Genomic DNA, 15,077 nt, shown 5'->3' with positions numbered 1-15,077 from the left:
ATGTCCCAAGAACCCAGGCCGTCGGCCAAGTTAGACTTTTCTGATTTCACGGACGTACCGATAAAACGGCCACCGGTGGATAAAGCCATAACTCATCAAGCTATCAATGAGGCAGCTAAAGCGGGTTTCACGGCGAGAACTGACACCGTAAAAATAGATGGCAGAAGCTTACGTCGTACAGGAAGGACTGCCCAGATGAATATGAAAGTCCTTCCCGAGACAAAAGCTCGTTTTCAAAAACATCTCGTAAAATTCGGAAGCTCAGATGAGTTCCTGAAATTTCTGCTAGATTTATATGACCAGGGAATGCGGTCTCCCTAATTGGGGAGACTTATCCCTTGGCTGCTACAAAAGTGCACGCCTGCCGAGTAGCTTACCGAGATGACACTGCAATTAAGCTTCCATGGCTCCTCGAGCCGCGGAAGGTGGGCGAGTGATCTATCTTACCTTTTGATTGAATATCCAATATTTCGTCCACAAACAGCGAAAGATATGAGAATGACAGATGACATTTGTAAGAGTGAGAAGGGGAGGCAGACAGCTTATCTACGGATCGGCGCGTGGTACGATCCGAAACAAGATTCCATACATCTGACGCTACCTCGCTCTGGATGGTTTCATACTACTGTACGCCGAGATCCAACGAGCAAACGTGGCCATCCAAATCTGTTTGAGAAGCTTGCCCGTGCGATGCAAATTGCAGGTGTCCCAGCCCCGGTAATTGGCAAGGATGGCGAGACGCCTCCCTCTTGACGCTTGATGTATCTTTATAACCATACCTGCTACAAGAGTGCACGCAGACGCGATGATACCACGTTAGCTTTCGTTGTTTTGATCTGCACTGAGGTGCTTTGTGGCGTGAAGCCAGGTTCCATGAGGCGCTACAAAAGTGCACACCTCGCGCTGCAATATTATCTTTTCCTGACCGGCGGGGGGGTTGGATGCAGGACTAACCCCTTGCGCTGGTCCATCTCGGTGATACGAGCCCGGGGATAGACCGCAAGTGCTAAGTTTAAGTTTGGGATAAAACGACTACGGAAATTGTTGAGTTGACTATAGGATGCCCCAAACTGAATTTTAAGCGCTGTCCATGATATGGGCGTTGGCGAGGTCAGGGAGTGCAGTCTATAGGCTAACCAACAATATATATCTAATGCCATACTGTTGTTACTAAGAGCTTTTATGGCGGCTTCTTCTAATGGCACAGGATGCTTCTTAAGCCCCTCAAAAAAACCTTCGGATAACCGGGCTTTCTGCATGAATTGCTGATTGCTGTTACCGTCTGCGTCCGCTTCTAAAAATATGGCGGAGTCCACGATACTTTGATTCGATAGCCCCCGAGCTGCTCCACGCACGACCTCAAAGGAAAGTCTGCAGCGAGATAAACGCTCGGCCTGTTCTCTTACGATTTGTAAGTTTTTTCCCCCAATCGGAATTCCCATGCGGTTCATCCAGGAACGAAGACTCTTCCCTAGTTCGATATCTCGTGAATTCGTCCGAATAGCCTCAGACTGCATGTAGATTAGGATCAGTCGCGCTCGGCTACCATAAGGGACTCCAACAGGAACAGGCTCACCTTCGCTCCCTCGTTTCATTCCAGGCTGAATAATAAGACACACTTGGTCACTAGATAACTGCCAGCCCTTGTCGTCAGGGAGCCGTCGATGAGGTAGAGCAGCTTGGCACCAACCAGAATAAAGAAACCCGATACCGCTATCTTCATCAGCCATATACATAGCGGCGGCCTCGATCTCGGGTCGCTCAAAATCGAAATCAAGAGCGCGTTGACGCCCATAAGACTCCAGTATTTGGTGCAGCTCGCTCATAGGCTCTCCTTCACGCTCAGCCTATCAAAACGATTGGCGTACGTCGCCGTGCACTTTTGTAGCGGGGATACGAGTTAAAATATATTAGATATATATTAGTATGCACTACAAAAGTGCACGGGGTAATTCCACTTTGTCGCTGTTTCCTCCATCTGGCTTGCTGAGGCTAGCTTCAACAGTGCACATGTCCCGCTACAAAAGTGCACGGGCTTTCTATGGGAGCGCGCGAGGAGGGCGATATTCTGGCATGCTATTCCTTGAATGGTCCCCAACACACGCGATAATTACGGTTATCGCGTGTGGGGGAATTGATAGCGGTTGAGTCGCCTGCCCGGGGCTGTCATCCTGCTTTCATGACCACCAGAACCCTGAGACCCGATCTTCTGCCCGGATACCCCCGCTGGGAAGATAGGGTTATGATGGCCGGAAATGGTTGGCTTCGCTCTTGTGTTGGCCATCGGAATGTCCACTTTTCCTTTCCGATACCGAACACCGTGACAATCAGGCAATTGAGCCTCGGGGTCAGAGAATAGAAGACTGGTGTTGCGATCCAAACTTCACTATCTTACGAAAAGTAAGATAGGAGGGCGCCATGGAAACGGTCACTTTGCGCAAGCAGGGCAATTCGGTCGGGCTCACGCTGCCGGCGGAGACCCGTATTCGACTGGGACTGGAAATCGGGCAAGAACTCACGCTGGTCGAGTTGGCTGACGGCATTAAGCTGGTGAAGCGCAACCTCAAGCTCGAACGCCAGATGGACCTTGCCCGCGAAGTGCTGCGCGAACAGGCTGACGCACTTCAGGAGCTGGCGAAACGGTGAACCAACCGGAGTTTCTTGAGCTTGATGCCGTGCTGTTCCTGCACGATTGCGCTTTGCGCGAATATGGCGGCGCGCAGGGAATCAAAAGTATGGATTTGCTGCATAGCGCGCTAGACCGGCCGTTGAACCGCTATCACTACGCTGATCCGGCCCTTGTGGATCTGGTTGACATCGCCGCCGCCTATGCCTTTGGCATTGCGGGCAACCACCCATTCAATGATGCCAACAAGCGGACTGGCTGGGCGTGCTGTGTACTGTTTCTTAAAGCGAACGGCCAGAACGTCGCCATTGCTGCGCCGGACGTGGTGGCGTGCATGGTCGCTCTGGTCGAAAGAAAAATCGATGAGACAGAATTCGCCATTTGGCTACGGAAACATCAGCTTCCATAGGATTATCGCCGACACGGATATGTCCGCTTCCGCTTCATATCAGACACCCAAGCAGTTATGACGGTTGCCCGAAAGCCGACATTGTCAGGCGAGTCGCGATAGACCGCGTTTGGGACTTTTCTGCCGTTCCCAATGGACTTTGCGAGCGGCAGGTCCTGTCAGGAGCTGACACCCAGCGCTTTCCCGACCGGCGAAATCACGCTGGGTCAAATCCTCCGTCCCGCAACGATTTACTTTTTTAGATCATAGCCTGGAGCTAGACGCATCAGATGAAGATTTTCTGGTCTTGGCAAAGCGACACTCATCAGCCGAGTAATCGCTATTTCGTCCGCGATGTCCTTGGCAATTTGGCCAAAACGCTGAACGGGGTCGACGATGCCGCTGAAGAGTCCGACCGCCCTGTTGACACAGAGGAAGACGGAGAGGACGAGGGTGCCGAGACAGGTGATGATTTCGTCTCGGTGGATCATGATACAAAAGGGCTTGGTGGATCACCCCGAATCGCGGAACGGATTCTTGAGAAGATAGCGGCCGCCGCAGTCTTCGTCGCGGACGTGACACCCATTGCCGAGGTTCCGGGTGGCAAGCACGTTCCCAATCCCAACGTCATGATCGAGCTGGGATATGCGCTGCATGTCTTGGGCGAGGAAAGAATCGTGCTAGTCGGGAACAAGGCTTTTAAGGCCAAGCTGTCGCGGCTTCCCTTCGATCTACGTCACCGCTCGGCGCCGGCTTTCTACACTCTGCGGCCTGATGCGACTGAGGAACGAAAGGCCGAGGTCGCCGCCGAATTGATGTACGACCTGCGAGACCGGATTGCGCCAGGTCTGAAGCTGGCGTTGAAACAGCTGCGCGAAGACACTCGCCGGACGAGGCGGATGCCGGAACTCTCTGTTATCCTCGAACGAGAAACTGACGGCCCATTTCTCATCTCGCAGACACCGCAGCGCAACGACGTGAAGACGCTGGACGAGATCAGGGCGGAGAATCCGCCCCTTCGGTTCCCGACGTCACCGATTGACGGGAGGTTACACGGTATCATCGCTTCGCAGCGCGGACTGTTAAGCCGTGGCATGGGAAGGCCGGGGCGCCAACCGGACCAATGGACGTCCGAGGAAACCGAAACATACAATCGGTTGGTCCAGCAATATTATCGCCGCTACGACGCCTTTCTCGACGAACATGATGAGCACAGCAAGCTTCTCCAGCGCACTTTTCAGGTCCAGCTGGCTGTCAAGAATTCGGGCACGTCCCCCGCGACGGGGATTGATGTGGACATCTATTTCCCCGATTGCATCATACTCCGGGACCACGACGAAGCGCCGGCGTCCGCACCCGAAGCACCTGAGCCTCCGGCCAAGGTCATCGTCGATAACGATGGAAATTACGGGCACATCGTTTCAGTTCAGCCGCTATGGAACGACTCCATCACGAAGGGTACCTATATCCGCCACACGACACTGATCTATCCGGAACATCGGCATGTTCACTTCTCTGTGAACGCGCTCAAGCACCACACTACTGCGAGTTTCGAACCGATCTTCGTGACATTGGCCACCGAACAGGACGTCACTTCATTCGATGCGAAGTATGTCATCAAGGCAAACGAGCCGATCGATCCAATAAAAGGCGAGGTGCATTTTGACGTTCGCCTAATGGTCGGCAAAACTACTTGATCTGCTGAATTGATTGTTTTCGTAGATGCGTTCGGGCCGTGCCCCGCCGGGAAGCGGCGGAGCACGGCGTGGATCGCCGCGATTGACGAGCGTAACTGCCTAGCCGCTGTTGAAACCTTGAATGACTAGTTGCGGCGTGAGCCGACCTTCCTAAAGCCGCATCGGAACGGCGTAAGTTGGTCGGTAGCTGTCATGAACGTGAATACCTCGAATGGCTGCTTTCGGTCACCCCTACCCACGGTCACAGACGACATGGATCGGTGGGGACGGCAGATCGTCGAGCAGGGCATACCGGTGCCACTGCCCTGCTGGACAGTCTTCCTGCAGCACAATGGATGCTGGGACATCGCGGGTATGACACCGACTGGTTCAGGGACGCCCTGGAAGCGAAAGGTATAAGGTCCTGCATTCCAAGACGGAAATCTCCCGAAAAACCGGTCAGATACGACAAGAGAAAATATAAACGCCGCAATCGCATCGAGATCATGTTCGGAAGGCTCAAGGACTGGCGGCGGCTTGCAACCCGCTACGACAGATGCCCGCCCGTCATCTTCTCGGCCCTCTGCCTTGCCGCAACCGTCATGTTCTGGCTATGAGTCCTGAACCTACGGTGAATGCAGACGCTGCCTAAAACTGAGATTAGATTGTAGATTTTTTATTTTTTCTAATTAACATGGAATTAGTGTTTTGTTTTTTAGGGAAATATAATGCAGACCGATATGGAATCAATACACAATGCCTTTTTGGAAATAGACCAGCGGGCGGAGAGAGCAACAGATGATATACTTAAAGATACATTCGTTGATACAAAGCCACTATTCAATATGCTTTCATCTAGGAATAACCAAATTATTTATGGACGGAGGGGAACCGGAAAAACACATGCATTAAAATATCTGCAAAATGTCATAATAAATAAAGATGAGTTTCCAGTTTATATTGATTTAAGAAATGTAGGATCTAATGGTTCAATTTACACAGATCCGGCACGGCCTCTAAGCGATCGTGCCGCAACACTTATATCTGACGTGCTACTTTCCATTTATGATATATTAAATAGGAGAGCAAGCCAATCAATAAAAGAATTTATCCATCCTCATATTATATTAGAAGCATTGGAAGAGTTAAGAAACTCTATTGGAGAAATGAGGATCTCTGGTTCTGTGGATATAGAAGAAAAAACACAAGAGAGTTCAGAGAGAAAAAATAACTTATCTATAAAAAAAGACGAAAAATTTGGGATTTCATTTAATACAGAACGTTCGGGATCTTCTCATGAGAGTGCATCCATAAAGCAATCAGGAAAAAATCTATTGCATATTAATTTTGGACGGATTTCAACGTCCTTAAGCGCAATAATAGATATACTAAATATTAAAAGGTTGTGGGTTCTTCTTGATGAGTGGAGTGAAGTCCCTATGGACTTACAGCCATATCTCTCTGACCTAATAAGAAGAACCATTCTTCCCGAAAGAAAAATCTCAATAAAAATTGCAGCTATTGAACATCGATCGAATTTCTCAATCTCAATCAACAGGGGAGAGTATATTGGATTAGAATTGGGAGCGGATATTTCAGCAAACCTAAACTTAGACGATTTCTTGGTATTTGATAATGATAAAAAAAGATCTATTGATTTCTTTAAGACGTTATTATTCAAGCATATAATAACGTCAGGATCGATACCAGATTCAGTAAAGACCCCAGATGACCTTGTTCGTGTTTTATTCACGCAAACAGCTACATTTGAAGAATTCGTTCAAGCAGTTGAAGGTGTTCCGCGCGACGCTTTAAATTTAATGACTAAGATTGTAAGTAAAGCGTGGGGAAAAAAAGCGGGGATGAAGGAAATTCGAGATGCTGCGAGAGATTGGTACAATACGGATAAAATAAGATCTATTCAAAATAATGAGTATTTAACTAGGTTTCTTAATTACATTGTTGACGAAATTATTGGCAATAGAAAGGCAAAAGCATTTTTAGTTAAATCCAACATGAAGTTGGATGAAATAGATGAGCTGTTTGATTTTAGAGTTTTGCATATACTAAAGAAAAATATTTCATCTCGGGATGAACCAGGAATTCGCTACGATGCTTACAAAATAGATTATGGATGCTATGTTGAATTGATTAATACGTCTCAGTCGCCACATGGTATGATCGAAACCGAGGATGGGGCTTATATTGATGTGCCGAAGGACGACTACAGAGCTATTCGTAGAGCAATTTTGAATATAGATACATTTCGTGCTCTTTCAAAATAATTTTATGTAGTTAGATATGTCTTTTCTGAAAAGAGCACGGATATCAACAAGGTTATGTTCAGGATCTATTGATTTTTTGAATTGAACTATGTTCCGTGACTCACGTGCATTCGGGGAGAACGGACCTGTCAGTGATGTGTTTTCCGCCGTCCGAAAGCCAGATGAAGAGAATTACATCATATCTTCCTCTGGCTCACGGAGTATTGTACGTGGATGATCCGCGGATTCCGAGGCTGCATGCAGCTCCTGTACGAAGCGTCTTGAACGTAAGGCATGCACGCCTTACTATCGACCTGTTGATAGGAGGGGTCCATGGCATCCTTAACCGTTACCGCCAAGGGGCAGGTCACGCTCAAGCGCGAACTGCTCGAACATCTCGGTATCCAGCCGGGTCAGCGGGTCGATTTTGAAAAACTGCCCGGTGGTGAAGTGCGTGTGCGCGCCGCTCGGCCATCTGGCAGCATTGATAATTTCCTGCATTGCCTCGATGGCCGGGTGAAACTGAAAAAGCCGCTCACGATTGACGAGATGAACACGATTGCTGCGGCTGGCTGGGCTGGCGAACTGGCTGACAAGTGAAGATCATCGCCGATACGAATGTGCTTGCGCGTGCCATCCTTCAGGATGATGCGGCCCAGTGCCGGGCCGCGCGAAAGGTACTGACTGACGCGTCCCTGATTGCCGTATCACTGCCTTCCCTGTGCGAGCTGGTATGGATACTCCGTCAGGGCGCAAAACTGCCAAAGGGTGACGTCGCCACGGCCGTTCGCGCATTACTCGGCACGAGCAATGTGGTGATGAACCGTCCCGCCGTCGAAGCCGGTCTGGCGTTTCTGGAAGCTGGCGGTGATTTCGCCGATGGCGTTATCGCTCACGAAGGCGCCTGGCTGGGTGGAGAAACATTCGTCTCATTCGACAAAAAGGCCGTTTCCCTACTGAAGAAGCAGGGGAAGAAGACGCGGTTACTGTAACCAGGAGCAGATCATGTCCCCCACAGCGCCCCTGCATCTGGTCGCCTGCGTCAAGAAAAAGGCGTCAGGGCCAATGCGGGCGGCAGACCTCTACCAGTCGCCGTGGTTTCGGAAAGCACGCGCCTACGTCGAAGCACAGGGAGCACCGTGGTATGTCCTTTCGGCGTTACACGGCCTTGTCGCGCCTGATGATGTAATCGCGCCATACGAACAGACCTTGATGACCATGCTGGCTGCAGATCGCCGGGCCTGGGGCGAGCGGGTTGTCAGCCAGCTTGTCGAGCGTGGACATTCCCAGTCCTCCCCGATCATTCTTCTCGCTGGCGCACGTTACCGCCAGCCCCTTGCTTCGTGGCTGGGCCCCCGCGCCATTGTGCCAATGGCCGGGCTGGGGATTGGCAAACAGTTGGCATGGCTATCTGATCCCGCCAGGCTCACCGCACCTTATGATCTTCCCAACGTCATCCGGATGGGGCCAGATAAGAAGGGCGTCATCCCGACCTGATCATGAGCGAAACACCTGCCCATCCATGTCCGGTTGTGCCCGGGAACGCGCTCGGGCACATTACTGGATATCTGACAGATATGCGGTGGCAGGAGGATATTTCATTGGATCACTCGGATGGCGAAAGCCAGACGGTCATCACGGCTACGGCCAGTATCGTGTCGGCCTATCTTGCCAATGCACATACGGTGGTCACGCCCGAGGCCATTCCCGCCCTGATCCGCGATGTCATGTCGACCATTACGGAATATGCGCCCGCCAGAACCCCGGTCGGTGCCGGGACCACCGCCACGCTTTCGGATGCGCGCATATCCGCAACGCTCTTCCCTGACCATATCGTGTGCCTTGAGGACGGGAAGAGGCTGAAGATGCTCAAGCGCCATCTCCATCTGGCGCACCGGATGACGCCCGAGCAATATCGCGAGAAATGGGGCCTGCCGGCGGATTATCCCATGACCGCCCCGAGCCACGCGGAGCGACGCTCGACAATAGCTCTGGAAACAGGTCTGGGGCATGGCCGGACGACCGAAGAACCAGGCCCGCTTCTGGAGGAGAAACTCGCCGGACCGCCGCGTCCCCCGGAACCGCCATCTCAAGAAGCCGATGCGGGGAATCCGGCCCTGGATGAGAAGGGTAGTCCGAAGCAACCTCGACGGTCCGCCGTGGAAAGGGTGCTGGCCAGGCGGGCCAGGTCACGCGCAAGGAGCGCAGAGGCCTACAAAGCCGCAAAAAAGGCCGGGAAACGAGGCGGGACGCGCAAGGCGCCGCCGGAGAAGTAACCCACCCCACCATTTAATGCTTTACAGGCTGGTTTTATGTTCTCTACATGTTCCATATGGAGGGGAACATGGCAGGAACACAGACCAATGACGCCATCGCCATGCTCCGGGCGCGGATCCTGCGGATGGAGCGGCAGTCCGGCGCATTGCTTCATGAAACAGAGCGGTTATCCTGCGGATGCCCTGAGATTGATACCCACCTGTCCGGCGGGCTGGAACAGGGCACGACCCACGAAATCCTTGGGCGCGGCGTCGATACGGCCCTTGGCTGTTACGCTACGCGCTGGATCGCCTTCATCCTGTCCCATACGACCGGGACGGTCGCATGGGTCCATACCGGTCCGCTCGATCTGCACGCCCCCGGGCTGGCCCAGGCGGGGCTTCAGCCCGACCGCCTGATCTGCCTGCACACCACACCTGGCAATGTCCTCGGCCTGACCGAGGATCTGCTACGTGAGACCGGTCTGGTCGCGGTCGTGACCGATCTCGATCGTCCGATGACCCTGACAGCTTCACGTCGGCTGAGACTGGCGGCGGAAGGGACAGGCCAGACCGCATTCCTGCTCCGCCGCGCCGCCCGGTCGAATGATCCTGCCCTGCTGCAACCTTCGGCCTGCACCACCCGGTGGCGTATCGGCCCCATGCCGTGGCCGGATGGACAGGACTGCCTGGCGTTTCATCCCGGCCGCCCGCGCATGCGGGTTGAACTGCTGCGGCACAGGGGCGGCAGGGCAGGGGAGTGGATCGTGGAGACGGAACATGCGCCGCATCATCTCTCTGTGGTTTCCCCATTGGCCGACCGACCGGTTGCGTCGACATGGTTTCCACGATCTTCCAGCATCCCGCCCGCTGGTCACGCGCAGCCATGATGGCCGACGCGACATGATCTCGGCCGTTGACCAAGCTGCGGTGGCCGCAGGGATCAGCCCCGGCCTGCCCCTGGCACAGGCGCAGGCCCTTGTGCCGGACCTGAGCGTGGCGCCTGCCGATCCGGAAGGCGACGCCAGCGCCCTGTCACGACTGGCCGAATGGTGTCTGTGGTCGGCGCCCCTGACATCCGCTGCCGATCCTGATGGCATCTGGATTGACGCCACGGGCTGCGCGCACCTGCATGGCGGTGAAACATCCATGCTCACCGCCCTGCTTGCACGTCTGTCTGCCATGGGGCTTACGGTACGTGGCGCCATGGCGGATACGCCGGGCTGCGCATGGGCGGTCGCGCGTTTCGGAACGGACATGGCGACGGTCGTCCCGGAACAGCAGCATAAAACCGCGCTCGACCCCCTGCCTGTCGCGGCCCTGCGTCTGGATGCCGCCACCCGGCGAGGGCTTCTCCAGCTTGGTCTGGGGCAGGTCAGGCAGTTGCGCGAGGCGCCCCGCGCACCGCTTGCGCGGCGGTTCGGGAAGAACCTCATTCACCGTCTGGATCAGGCGCTGGGCCTGATGCCCGAACCGATCCGGCCTGTTCTGCCTCGGGACATGATACAGGACCGCCGTTCGTTTGTGGAACCCATCTCCACGGCGGAAGCCATCGCGACCGTCATCAGGGTGCTGGTTGGCGCCGTGTGTACGGCACTGCGGCAACGTGGGGAGGGTGCGAGACAGCTCGACCTGCTGTGCGAACGCGTGGATGGCGGTGTGCAGGCGGTCCGGGTCGGTACGGCCTCTCCTGTGTGCGATGCGGACCATATGGGACGCCTTCTGCGGGCACGGATCGAGACGATCGAACCCGGCTTCGGCATTGAAGCGATGAGCCTCGTGGTAAGGCAGTCCGAGCGACGCAGCACCCGTCAGTTGACGGGCATGGCCACGGAGCTGTCCGCCCCCACGGCAACCGACGCGGACCTGCTTGATCGACTTGGAAACAGCGCAGCCCTTGATTCAGGACTGGTGCGCTTCACCCGGATCGAAAGCCATATGCCCGAACGCACTCAGGCCACGGTTCCCGCCAGGCCCGATATGATGACCTCTGACTGGACATGCCCGTGGCCGCGCCCCGTGCGCCTGTTCAGCCCGCCCGAGCCCGTCATCATGATCCGTCAGGACGCGGCTGGCGTGCCGGGGGAGATGGCATGGCGCGGCCATGCCTATGGGCTTGTTGCATGCGATGGCCCCGAGCGCGTGCACGGTGAATGGTGGCGCGACGCTGGCGAATACGGAAACATCCGGAACTACTGGATTGCGGCAGAAAGGGGTGGCCTCCAGTTCTGGCTATTCCAGTCCGTCCGCGGCCCGGGGACGCCTGATTCTGCCGCGCCGTGGTTCCTGCATGGTCTTTTCTGAGGAGCGCGCAATGATAGAGGACACTCCCCCCGATCTGCGTCCGGCCAGTCTGGAGGAAATCGAAGCCTCCCTGTCACATGGCCTGCGCTACGATGGCCGGCGCAAGGTTCATACGGCGGATGAAATGATGGCCCGCATTACGGCGGAACGCCTCGTGGCCTATCTGCAGGCCTGCGGCTACGTCATCCTGCGTCGCACAGGCGCTCCCGCGCCCAGCACCAGTGCACATCATCATCCCCATGCGGAGCCGGGATAGGCGATGGCCGGGTATGTCCCGCTCCAGGTCGCGACGAATTATTCCTTCCTGCGGGGCGCAAGCCATCCTGATGAACTGTTCGCCACGGCGAAGGCGCTGGGACTTCCCGCGATCGGCGTCACCGACCATAACAGCCTTGCCGGGATCGTGCGGGCGCACCGGGCGGCTGGCGAACATGGGGTCCGCCCTGTCGTCGGCTGCCGTCTGGATCTGGAGGATATGCCGCCCGTCCTCGCCTATCCCACCGACCGGACGGCCTATGGCCGTCTGTGCCGTCTCCTGACGCTGGGCAAGAAACGGGCAGGGAAGGGTGGCTTTTCCCTGACATGGCGGGATATGGAGCGGGAAGGTGCGGGGCTTCTCCTGGTCCTGTTGCCGGATGTGCTGGAAGTTCCCCCTGTCGAAGTCCTGGCCCGCATGGCACGACGTAGCCACGAGACCGGCCTGCCCGGGTATGTCGCACTTGTCCGGCGCTTCCGGCCGGGAGATGCCACGCGCCTTGCCGCGATCGAAGAACTGACGACGAAGGTCGGCCTGCGGACGGTCGTCACGGGCGACGTTCTATTTCACAGCGCCGAACGGCATATCCTTCAGGATGTGCTGGGCTGCATCCGCCATGGCTGCACGATCGACCGGTTGGGAGACCGGCGCGAAACCTGCTCGGGCCGTCACCTGATGGCTGAACGCGAGATCCGCCAGCACTATGCGGGCCATGAGGCCGCGATTGCACGTAGCGCCGAAATCGCCGGGCTGTGCCGCTTCTCGCTTGATAACCTGAGTTACCAGTATCCGGATGAAACCGACGCATCAGGGAAAACGCCACAGGAAGCCCTTGCGGCCCTTGTCCGGACGCATCTGAAAGATCGCTATCCTGCAGGCGCACCGGACAGCGTGCTGGCCCAGCTCCGCCACGAACTCGACCTGATCGCATCACTGGATTACGCACCGTATTTCCTGACGGTCAACACGATCGTGCGGCATGCCCGCCAGCAGGGTATCGTCTGCCAGGGGCGCGGGTCCGCCGCCAATTCCGCCGTCTGCTACGTGCTGGGCATCACCGCTATTGATCCGGTCCGTTCCGGCCTCCTGTTCGAGCGGTTTGTCTCGGCGGAGCGGAAGGAGCCACCGGACATTGACGTGGACTTCGAGAGTGAGCGGCGCGAGGAGGTGATCCAGTGGATCTACGCCCATTACGGACGGGACCGGGCGGCGCTGTGCGCGACGGTGATGCGCTATCGCCGCAAGGGCGCGCTGCGCGACGTGGGCAAGGCGCTGGGCGTGCCAGAGGATGTCACGGCCGCCCTCTCGCGTCATCTGACCGGTCTGTCTGCAGACGGCGATACGCTTTCGGACCGGGCGCGGGAACTGGGTCTGAACCTTGATGACCCGCGCCTGCGCCTGACGTTGCATCTCGCGGGGCAACTGATCGGCTTTCCCCGCCAGCTTGGCACCCATCCGGGAGGCTTCGTGCTGACCCGCGACCGGCTGGACGACCTTGTGCCCATCGAGCCCGCCGCGATGGAGGACCGCCAGATCATCGTCTGGGACAAGGATGACATCGACCACCTGCGTTTCATGAAGGTCGATGTGCTGGGGCTGGGCATGCTGGGCTGCATGCGTCGTGCCTTCGGCCTGCTTGAAACCGCGCGCGGGACACGCATGGACATGGCTTCCATCCCGGCCGAGGACCCGGCCACGTACCGGATGATCGCCCGGGCGGACACGATCGGTACATTCCAGATCGAGAGCCGCGCGCAGATGAGCATGCTGCCGCGACTGAAACCGCACACATTCTATGATCTCGTGGTGCAGGTGGCGATTGTCCGCCCCGGTCCCATACAGGGCGACATGGTGCATCCCTACCTGCTGCGACGTGAGGGGAAGCAGAAACCGGACTGCCCTTCCCCTGCGCTGGAGCGCATCCTTGGCAAGACGCTGGGCGTACCGCTGTTCCAGGAACAGGCCATGCAGGTCGCTATTCACTGCGCTGGCTTCTCGCCCGGCGAAGCCGACCAGCTACGCCGTGCCATGGGCACATTCAAGGGAGAGGGAACGGTCACCTATTTCCGGGACCGTCTGATCAACGGCATGACAGAGCGGGGCTATGACCTCGCATTTGCCGAGCGCACATTCGCGCAGCTGGAGGGGTTTGGCTCCTACGGGTTCCCTGAAAGCCATGCAGCAAGCTTTGCCCTGATCGCCTACGCCTCGTCCTACATCAAATGCCACCATCCGGACGTCTTCTGCGCAGCCCTGCTCAATTCCCAGCCAATGGGATTTTACGCGCCGGCACAGATTGTCAGCGATGCACGACGGCACGGTGTCCCGGTCCGTCCGATCTGCGTCAACGCCAGTCGGTGGGACTGTACGCTTGAGAAGGCGGGATCAGGGCGGTTTCTAGCCGTACGGCTGGGATTGCGGCTGGTGAAGGGATTATCCAACCACGAAGCGGCGAAACTGGTGGCGTGCCGGTCCTCGGCCTATGAAAGCCTGGATGACGTATGGCGTCGGGCCGGGCTCGAGCAGCGCGCCCTGCAGGCGCTGGCCGAAGCCGATGCATTTCAAGCGCTGGGCCGCGACCGACGGGGGGCGCTATGGGACATAAAGGGTCTGGCGGATAGCCCGATGCCGCTTTTCGCCGCAGCCGACCAGCACCGTAACCGCCCGGAGCCAGAGATTGTCGAACCCGTTTTCACGCTCCCGGGCATGACGGAAGGGCAGAATGTGGTCGAGGACTATCACGCGGCGGGCCTTACGCTACGCGATCATCCTGTCGCATTCCTGCGTGAAGAACTGGACTATCGTGGAATCACACGCTGTGGCGAACTGCAGGCCCTGGCTGACAGGCGGCGCATCACCATTGCGGGCGTCGTCATCATGCGCCAGCGCCCGGGCACGGCAAACGGGACCATGTTCCTCACCATTGAGGACGAAACCGGCATGGCCAACCTGATCCTCTGGCCTGACCGGATTGAGCGGCAACGCCGCATCGTGCTGTCAGCCGGCATGATCGCCTGCCATGGAACCCTCCAGAAAGAAGGGGAAGTCATCCATGTTGTCGTCCGGTCGCTGGATGACCTGACACCGTTGCTGGCAACGGTGGGTCAATCCAAAAAGAGGATTTCCATTCAGTCACGGGACTTTCATTAAAAATTACGACGTGCAAAAAAATATATTTCTTAACAAGAAATTAGATGGTTTCTTAATCTTTACATACGCGATTTATTCGATGCCAGACATTTAATGTTTTACATATTTTAATAAATGCTTAATCATATGAATGCATATTAAATGTCCCGTATTTTGGT

At 56.1% G+C, this 15,077-nt stretch carries 15 protein-coding genes; 14 read left to right on the top strand and 1 reads right to left on the bottom strand.

All coding sequences use genetic code 11. The features are described from left to right. Positions 1 to 321, top strand: coding sequence for a hypothetical protein (locus tag LDL28_RS14495; protein WP_233059385.1), 321 nt, complete (start codon positions 1 to 3; stop codon positions 319 to 321). Between the two features lie 590 nt (positions 322 to 911). Here the strand turns inward: LDL28_RS14495 and LDL28_RS14490 are convergent. After that, entirely contained in the window at positions 912 to 1,826 is a 915-nt protein-coding gene (locus LDL28_RS14490; RefSeq protein ID WP_233059384.1) for a replication protein RepA, read from the bottom strand. 592 nt (positions 1,827 to 2,418) lie between these two features. Between LDL28_RS14490 and LDL28_RS14485 the strand changes: the two genes are divergently transcribed. From LDL28_RS14485 to LDL28_RS14425, 13 genes are all read left to right on the top strand, one after another. After that, complete coding sequence (locus tag LDL28_RS14485) at positions 2,419 to 2,646, top strand: AbrB/MazE/SpoVT family DNA-binding domain-containing protein (RefSeq protein WP_007396477.1); 228 nt, start codon at positions 2,419 to 2,421, stop codon at positions 2,644 to 2,646. Continuing rightward, complete coding sequence (locus LDL28_RS14480) at positions 2,643 to 3,035, top strand: type II toxin-antitoxin system death-on-curing family toxin (RefSeq protein ID WP_233059383.1); 393 nt, start codon at positions 2,643 to 2,645, stop codon at positions 3,033 to 3,035. The genes LDL28_RS14485 and LDL28_RS14480 overlap by 4 nt, the downstream gene beginning before the upstream one ends. Before the next feature lie 269 nt (positions 3,036 to 3,304). Beyond that, a complete protein-coding gene (locus tag LDL28_RS14475) occupies positions 3,305 to 4,711 on the top strand; it encodes a hypothetical protein (RefSeq protein ID WP_233059382.1) in 1,407 nt (468 codons plus the stop codon). A gap of 260 nt (positions 4,712 to 4,971) precedes the next feature. Further along, positions 4,972 to 5,307 carry a transposase gene (locus tag LDL28_RS14470; protein WP_370636407.1) on the top strand — a complete coding sequence of 112 codons (336 nt, stop codon included), beginning with the start codon at positions 4,972 to 4,974 and terminating at the stop codon, positions 5,305 to 5,307. 111 nt (positions 5,308 to 5,418) lie between these two features. Next, positions 5,419 to 6,975, top strand: coding sequence for an ATP-binding protein (locus LDL28_RS14465; RefSeq protein ID WP_233059381.1), 1,557 nt, complete (start codon positions 5,419 to 5,421; stop codon positions 6,973 to 6,975). A 312-nt stretch (positions 6,976 to 7,287) separates the two neighbouring features. Further along, on the top strand, positions 7,288 to 7,554 hold the full coding sequence (locus LDL28_RS14460; RefSeq protein WP_116703792.1) for an AbrB/MazE/SpoVT family DNA-binding domain-containing protein: 267 nt from the start codon (positions 7,288 to 7,290) through the stop codon (positions 7,552 to 7,554). Then, complete coding sequence (locus LDL28_RS14455) at positions 7,551 to 7,946, top strand: type II toxin-antitoxin system VapC family toxin (protein ID WP_116703793.1); 396 nt, start codon at positions 7,551 to 7,553, stop codon at positions 7,944 to 7,946. Before LDL28_RS14460 ends, LDL28_RS14455 begins: the two co-directional genes overlap by 4 nt. A gap of 13 nt (positions 7,947 to 7,959) precedes the next feature. After that, positions 7,960 to 8,451, top strand: a complete 492-nt coding sequence (locus tag LDL28_RS14450; RefSeq protein WP_233059380.1) for a DUF6884 domain-containing protein — start codon at positions 7,960 to 7,962, stop codon at positions 8,449 to 8,451. Positions 8,452 to 8,555: 104 nt separating this feature from the next. Then, positions 8,556 to 9,230, top strand: coding sequence for a MucR family transcriptional regulator (locus LDL28_RS14445; RefSeq protein WP_233059379.1), 675 nt, complete (start codon positions 8,556 to 8,558; stop codon positions 9,228 to 9,230). Positions 9,231 to 9,298: 68 nt separating this feature from the next. Continuing rightward, a complete protein-coding gene (locus LDL28_RS14440) occupies positions 9,299 to 10,099 on the top strand; it encodes an ImuA family protein (protein WP_233059378.1) in 801 nt (266 codons plus the stop codon). A gap of 13 nt (positions 10,100 to 10,112) precedes the next feature. Continuing rightward, a complete protein-coding gene (locus tag LDL28_RS14435; protein ID WP_233059377.1) occupies positions 10,113 to 11,513 on the top strand; it encodes a DNA polymerase Y family protein in 1,401 nt (466 codons plus the stop codon). Positions 11,514 to 11,523: 10 nt separating this feature from the next. After that, positions 11,524 to 11,769, top strand: a complete 246-nt coding sequence (locus LDL28_RS14430) for a hypothetical protein (protein ID WP_116703960.1) — start codon at positions 11,524 to 11,526, stop codon at positions 11,767 to 11,769. A gap of 3 nt (positions 11,770 to 11,772) precedes the next feature. Then, the gene (locus LDL28_RS14425) at positions 11,773 to 14,919 is read left to right on the top strand and encodes an error-prone DNA polymerase (protein WP_233059376.1); all 3,147 of its coding nucleotides are present in this window, start codon (positions 11,773 to 11,775) and stop codon (positions 14,917 to 14,919) included. Positions 14,920 to 15,077: the final 158 nt, after the last annotated feature.

This window comes from Komagataeibacter sp. FNDCR2, from assembly GCF_021295395.1.
In the GTDB taxonomy this organism is placed as follows: Bacteria; Pseudomonadota; Alphaproteobacteria; order Acetobacterales; family Acetobacteraceae; genus Komagataeibacter.
The sequence above is the reverse complement of the archived record's forward strand: the minus strand, read 5'-3'. Positions and strand labels throughout refer to the sequence as shown.

Excerpts from the sequence above, each read along its gene's own strand:
- LDL28_RS14465 (WP_233059381.1), top strand. The coding sequence starts at position 5,419 with ATGCAGACCGATATGGAATCAATACACAATGCCTTTTTGGAAATAGAC.
- LDL28_RS14460 (WP_116703792.1), top strand. The coding sequence starts at position 7,288 with ATGGCATCCTTAACCGTTACCGCCAAGGGGCAGGTCACGCTCAAGCGC.
- LDL28_RS14485 (WP_007396477.1), top strand. The coding sequence starts at position 2,419 with ATGGAAACGGTCACTTTGCGCAAGCAGGGCAATTCGGTCGGGCTCACG.
- LDL28_RS14425 (WP_233059376.1), top strand. The coding sequence starts at position 11,773 with ATGGCCGGGTATGTCCCGCTCCAGGTCGCGACGAATTATTCCTTCCTG.
- LDL28_RS14440 (WP_233059378.1), top strand. The coding sequence starts at position 9,299 with ATGGCAGGAACACAGACCAATGACGCCATCGCCATGCTCCGGGCGCGG.
- LDL28_RS14495 (WP_233059385.1), top strand. The coding sequence starts at position 1 with ATGTCCCAAGAACCCAGGCCGTCGGCCAAGTTAGACTTTTCTGATTTC.
- LDL28_RS14435 (WP_233059377.1), top strand. The coding sequence starts at position 10,113 with ATGATCTCGGCCGTTGACCAAGCTGCGGTGGCCGCAGGGATCAGCCCC.
- LDL28_RS14490 (WP_233059384.1), bottom strand. The coding sequence starts at position 1,826 with ATGAGCGAGCTGCACCAAATACTGGAGTCTTATGGGCGTCAACGCGCT.
- LDL28_RS14450 (WP_233059380.1), top strand. The coding sequence starts at position 7,960 with ATGTCCCCCACAGCGCCCCTGCATCTGGTCGCCTGCGTCAAGAAAAAG.
- LDL28_RS14475 (WP_233059382.1), top strand. The coding sequence starts at position 3,305 with ATGAAGATTTTCTGGTCTTGGCAAAGCGACACTCATCAGCCGAGTAAT.
- LDL28_RS14430 (WP_116703960.1), top strand. The coding sequence starts at position 11,524 with ATGATAGAGGACACTCCCCCCGATCTGCGTCCGGCCAGTCTGGAGGAA.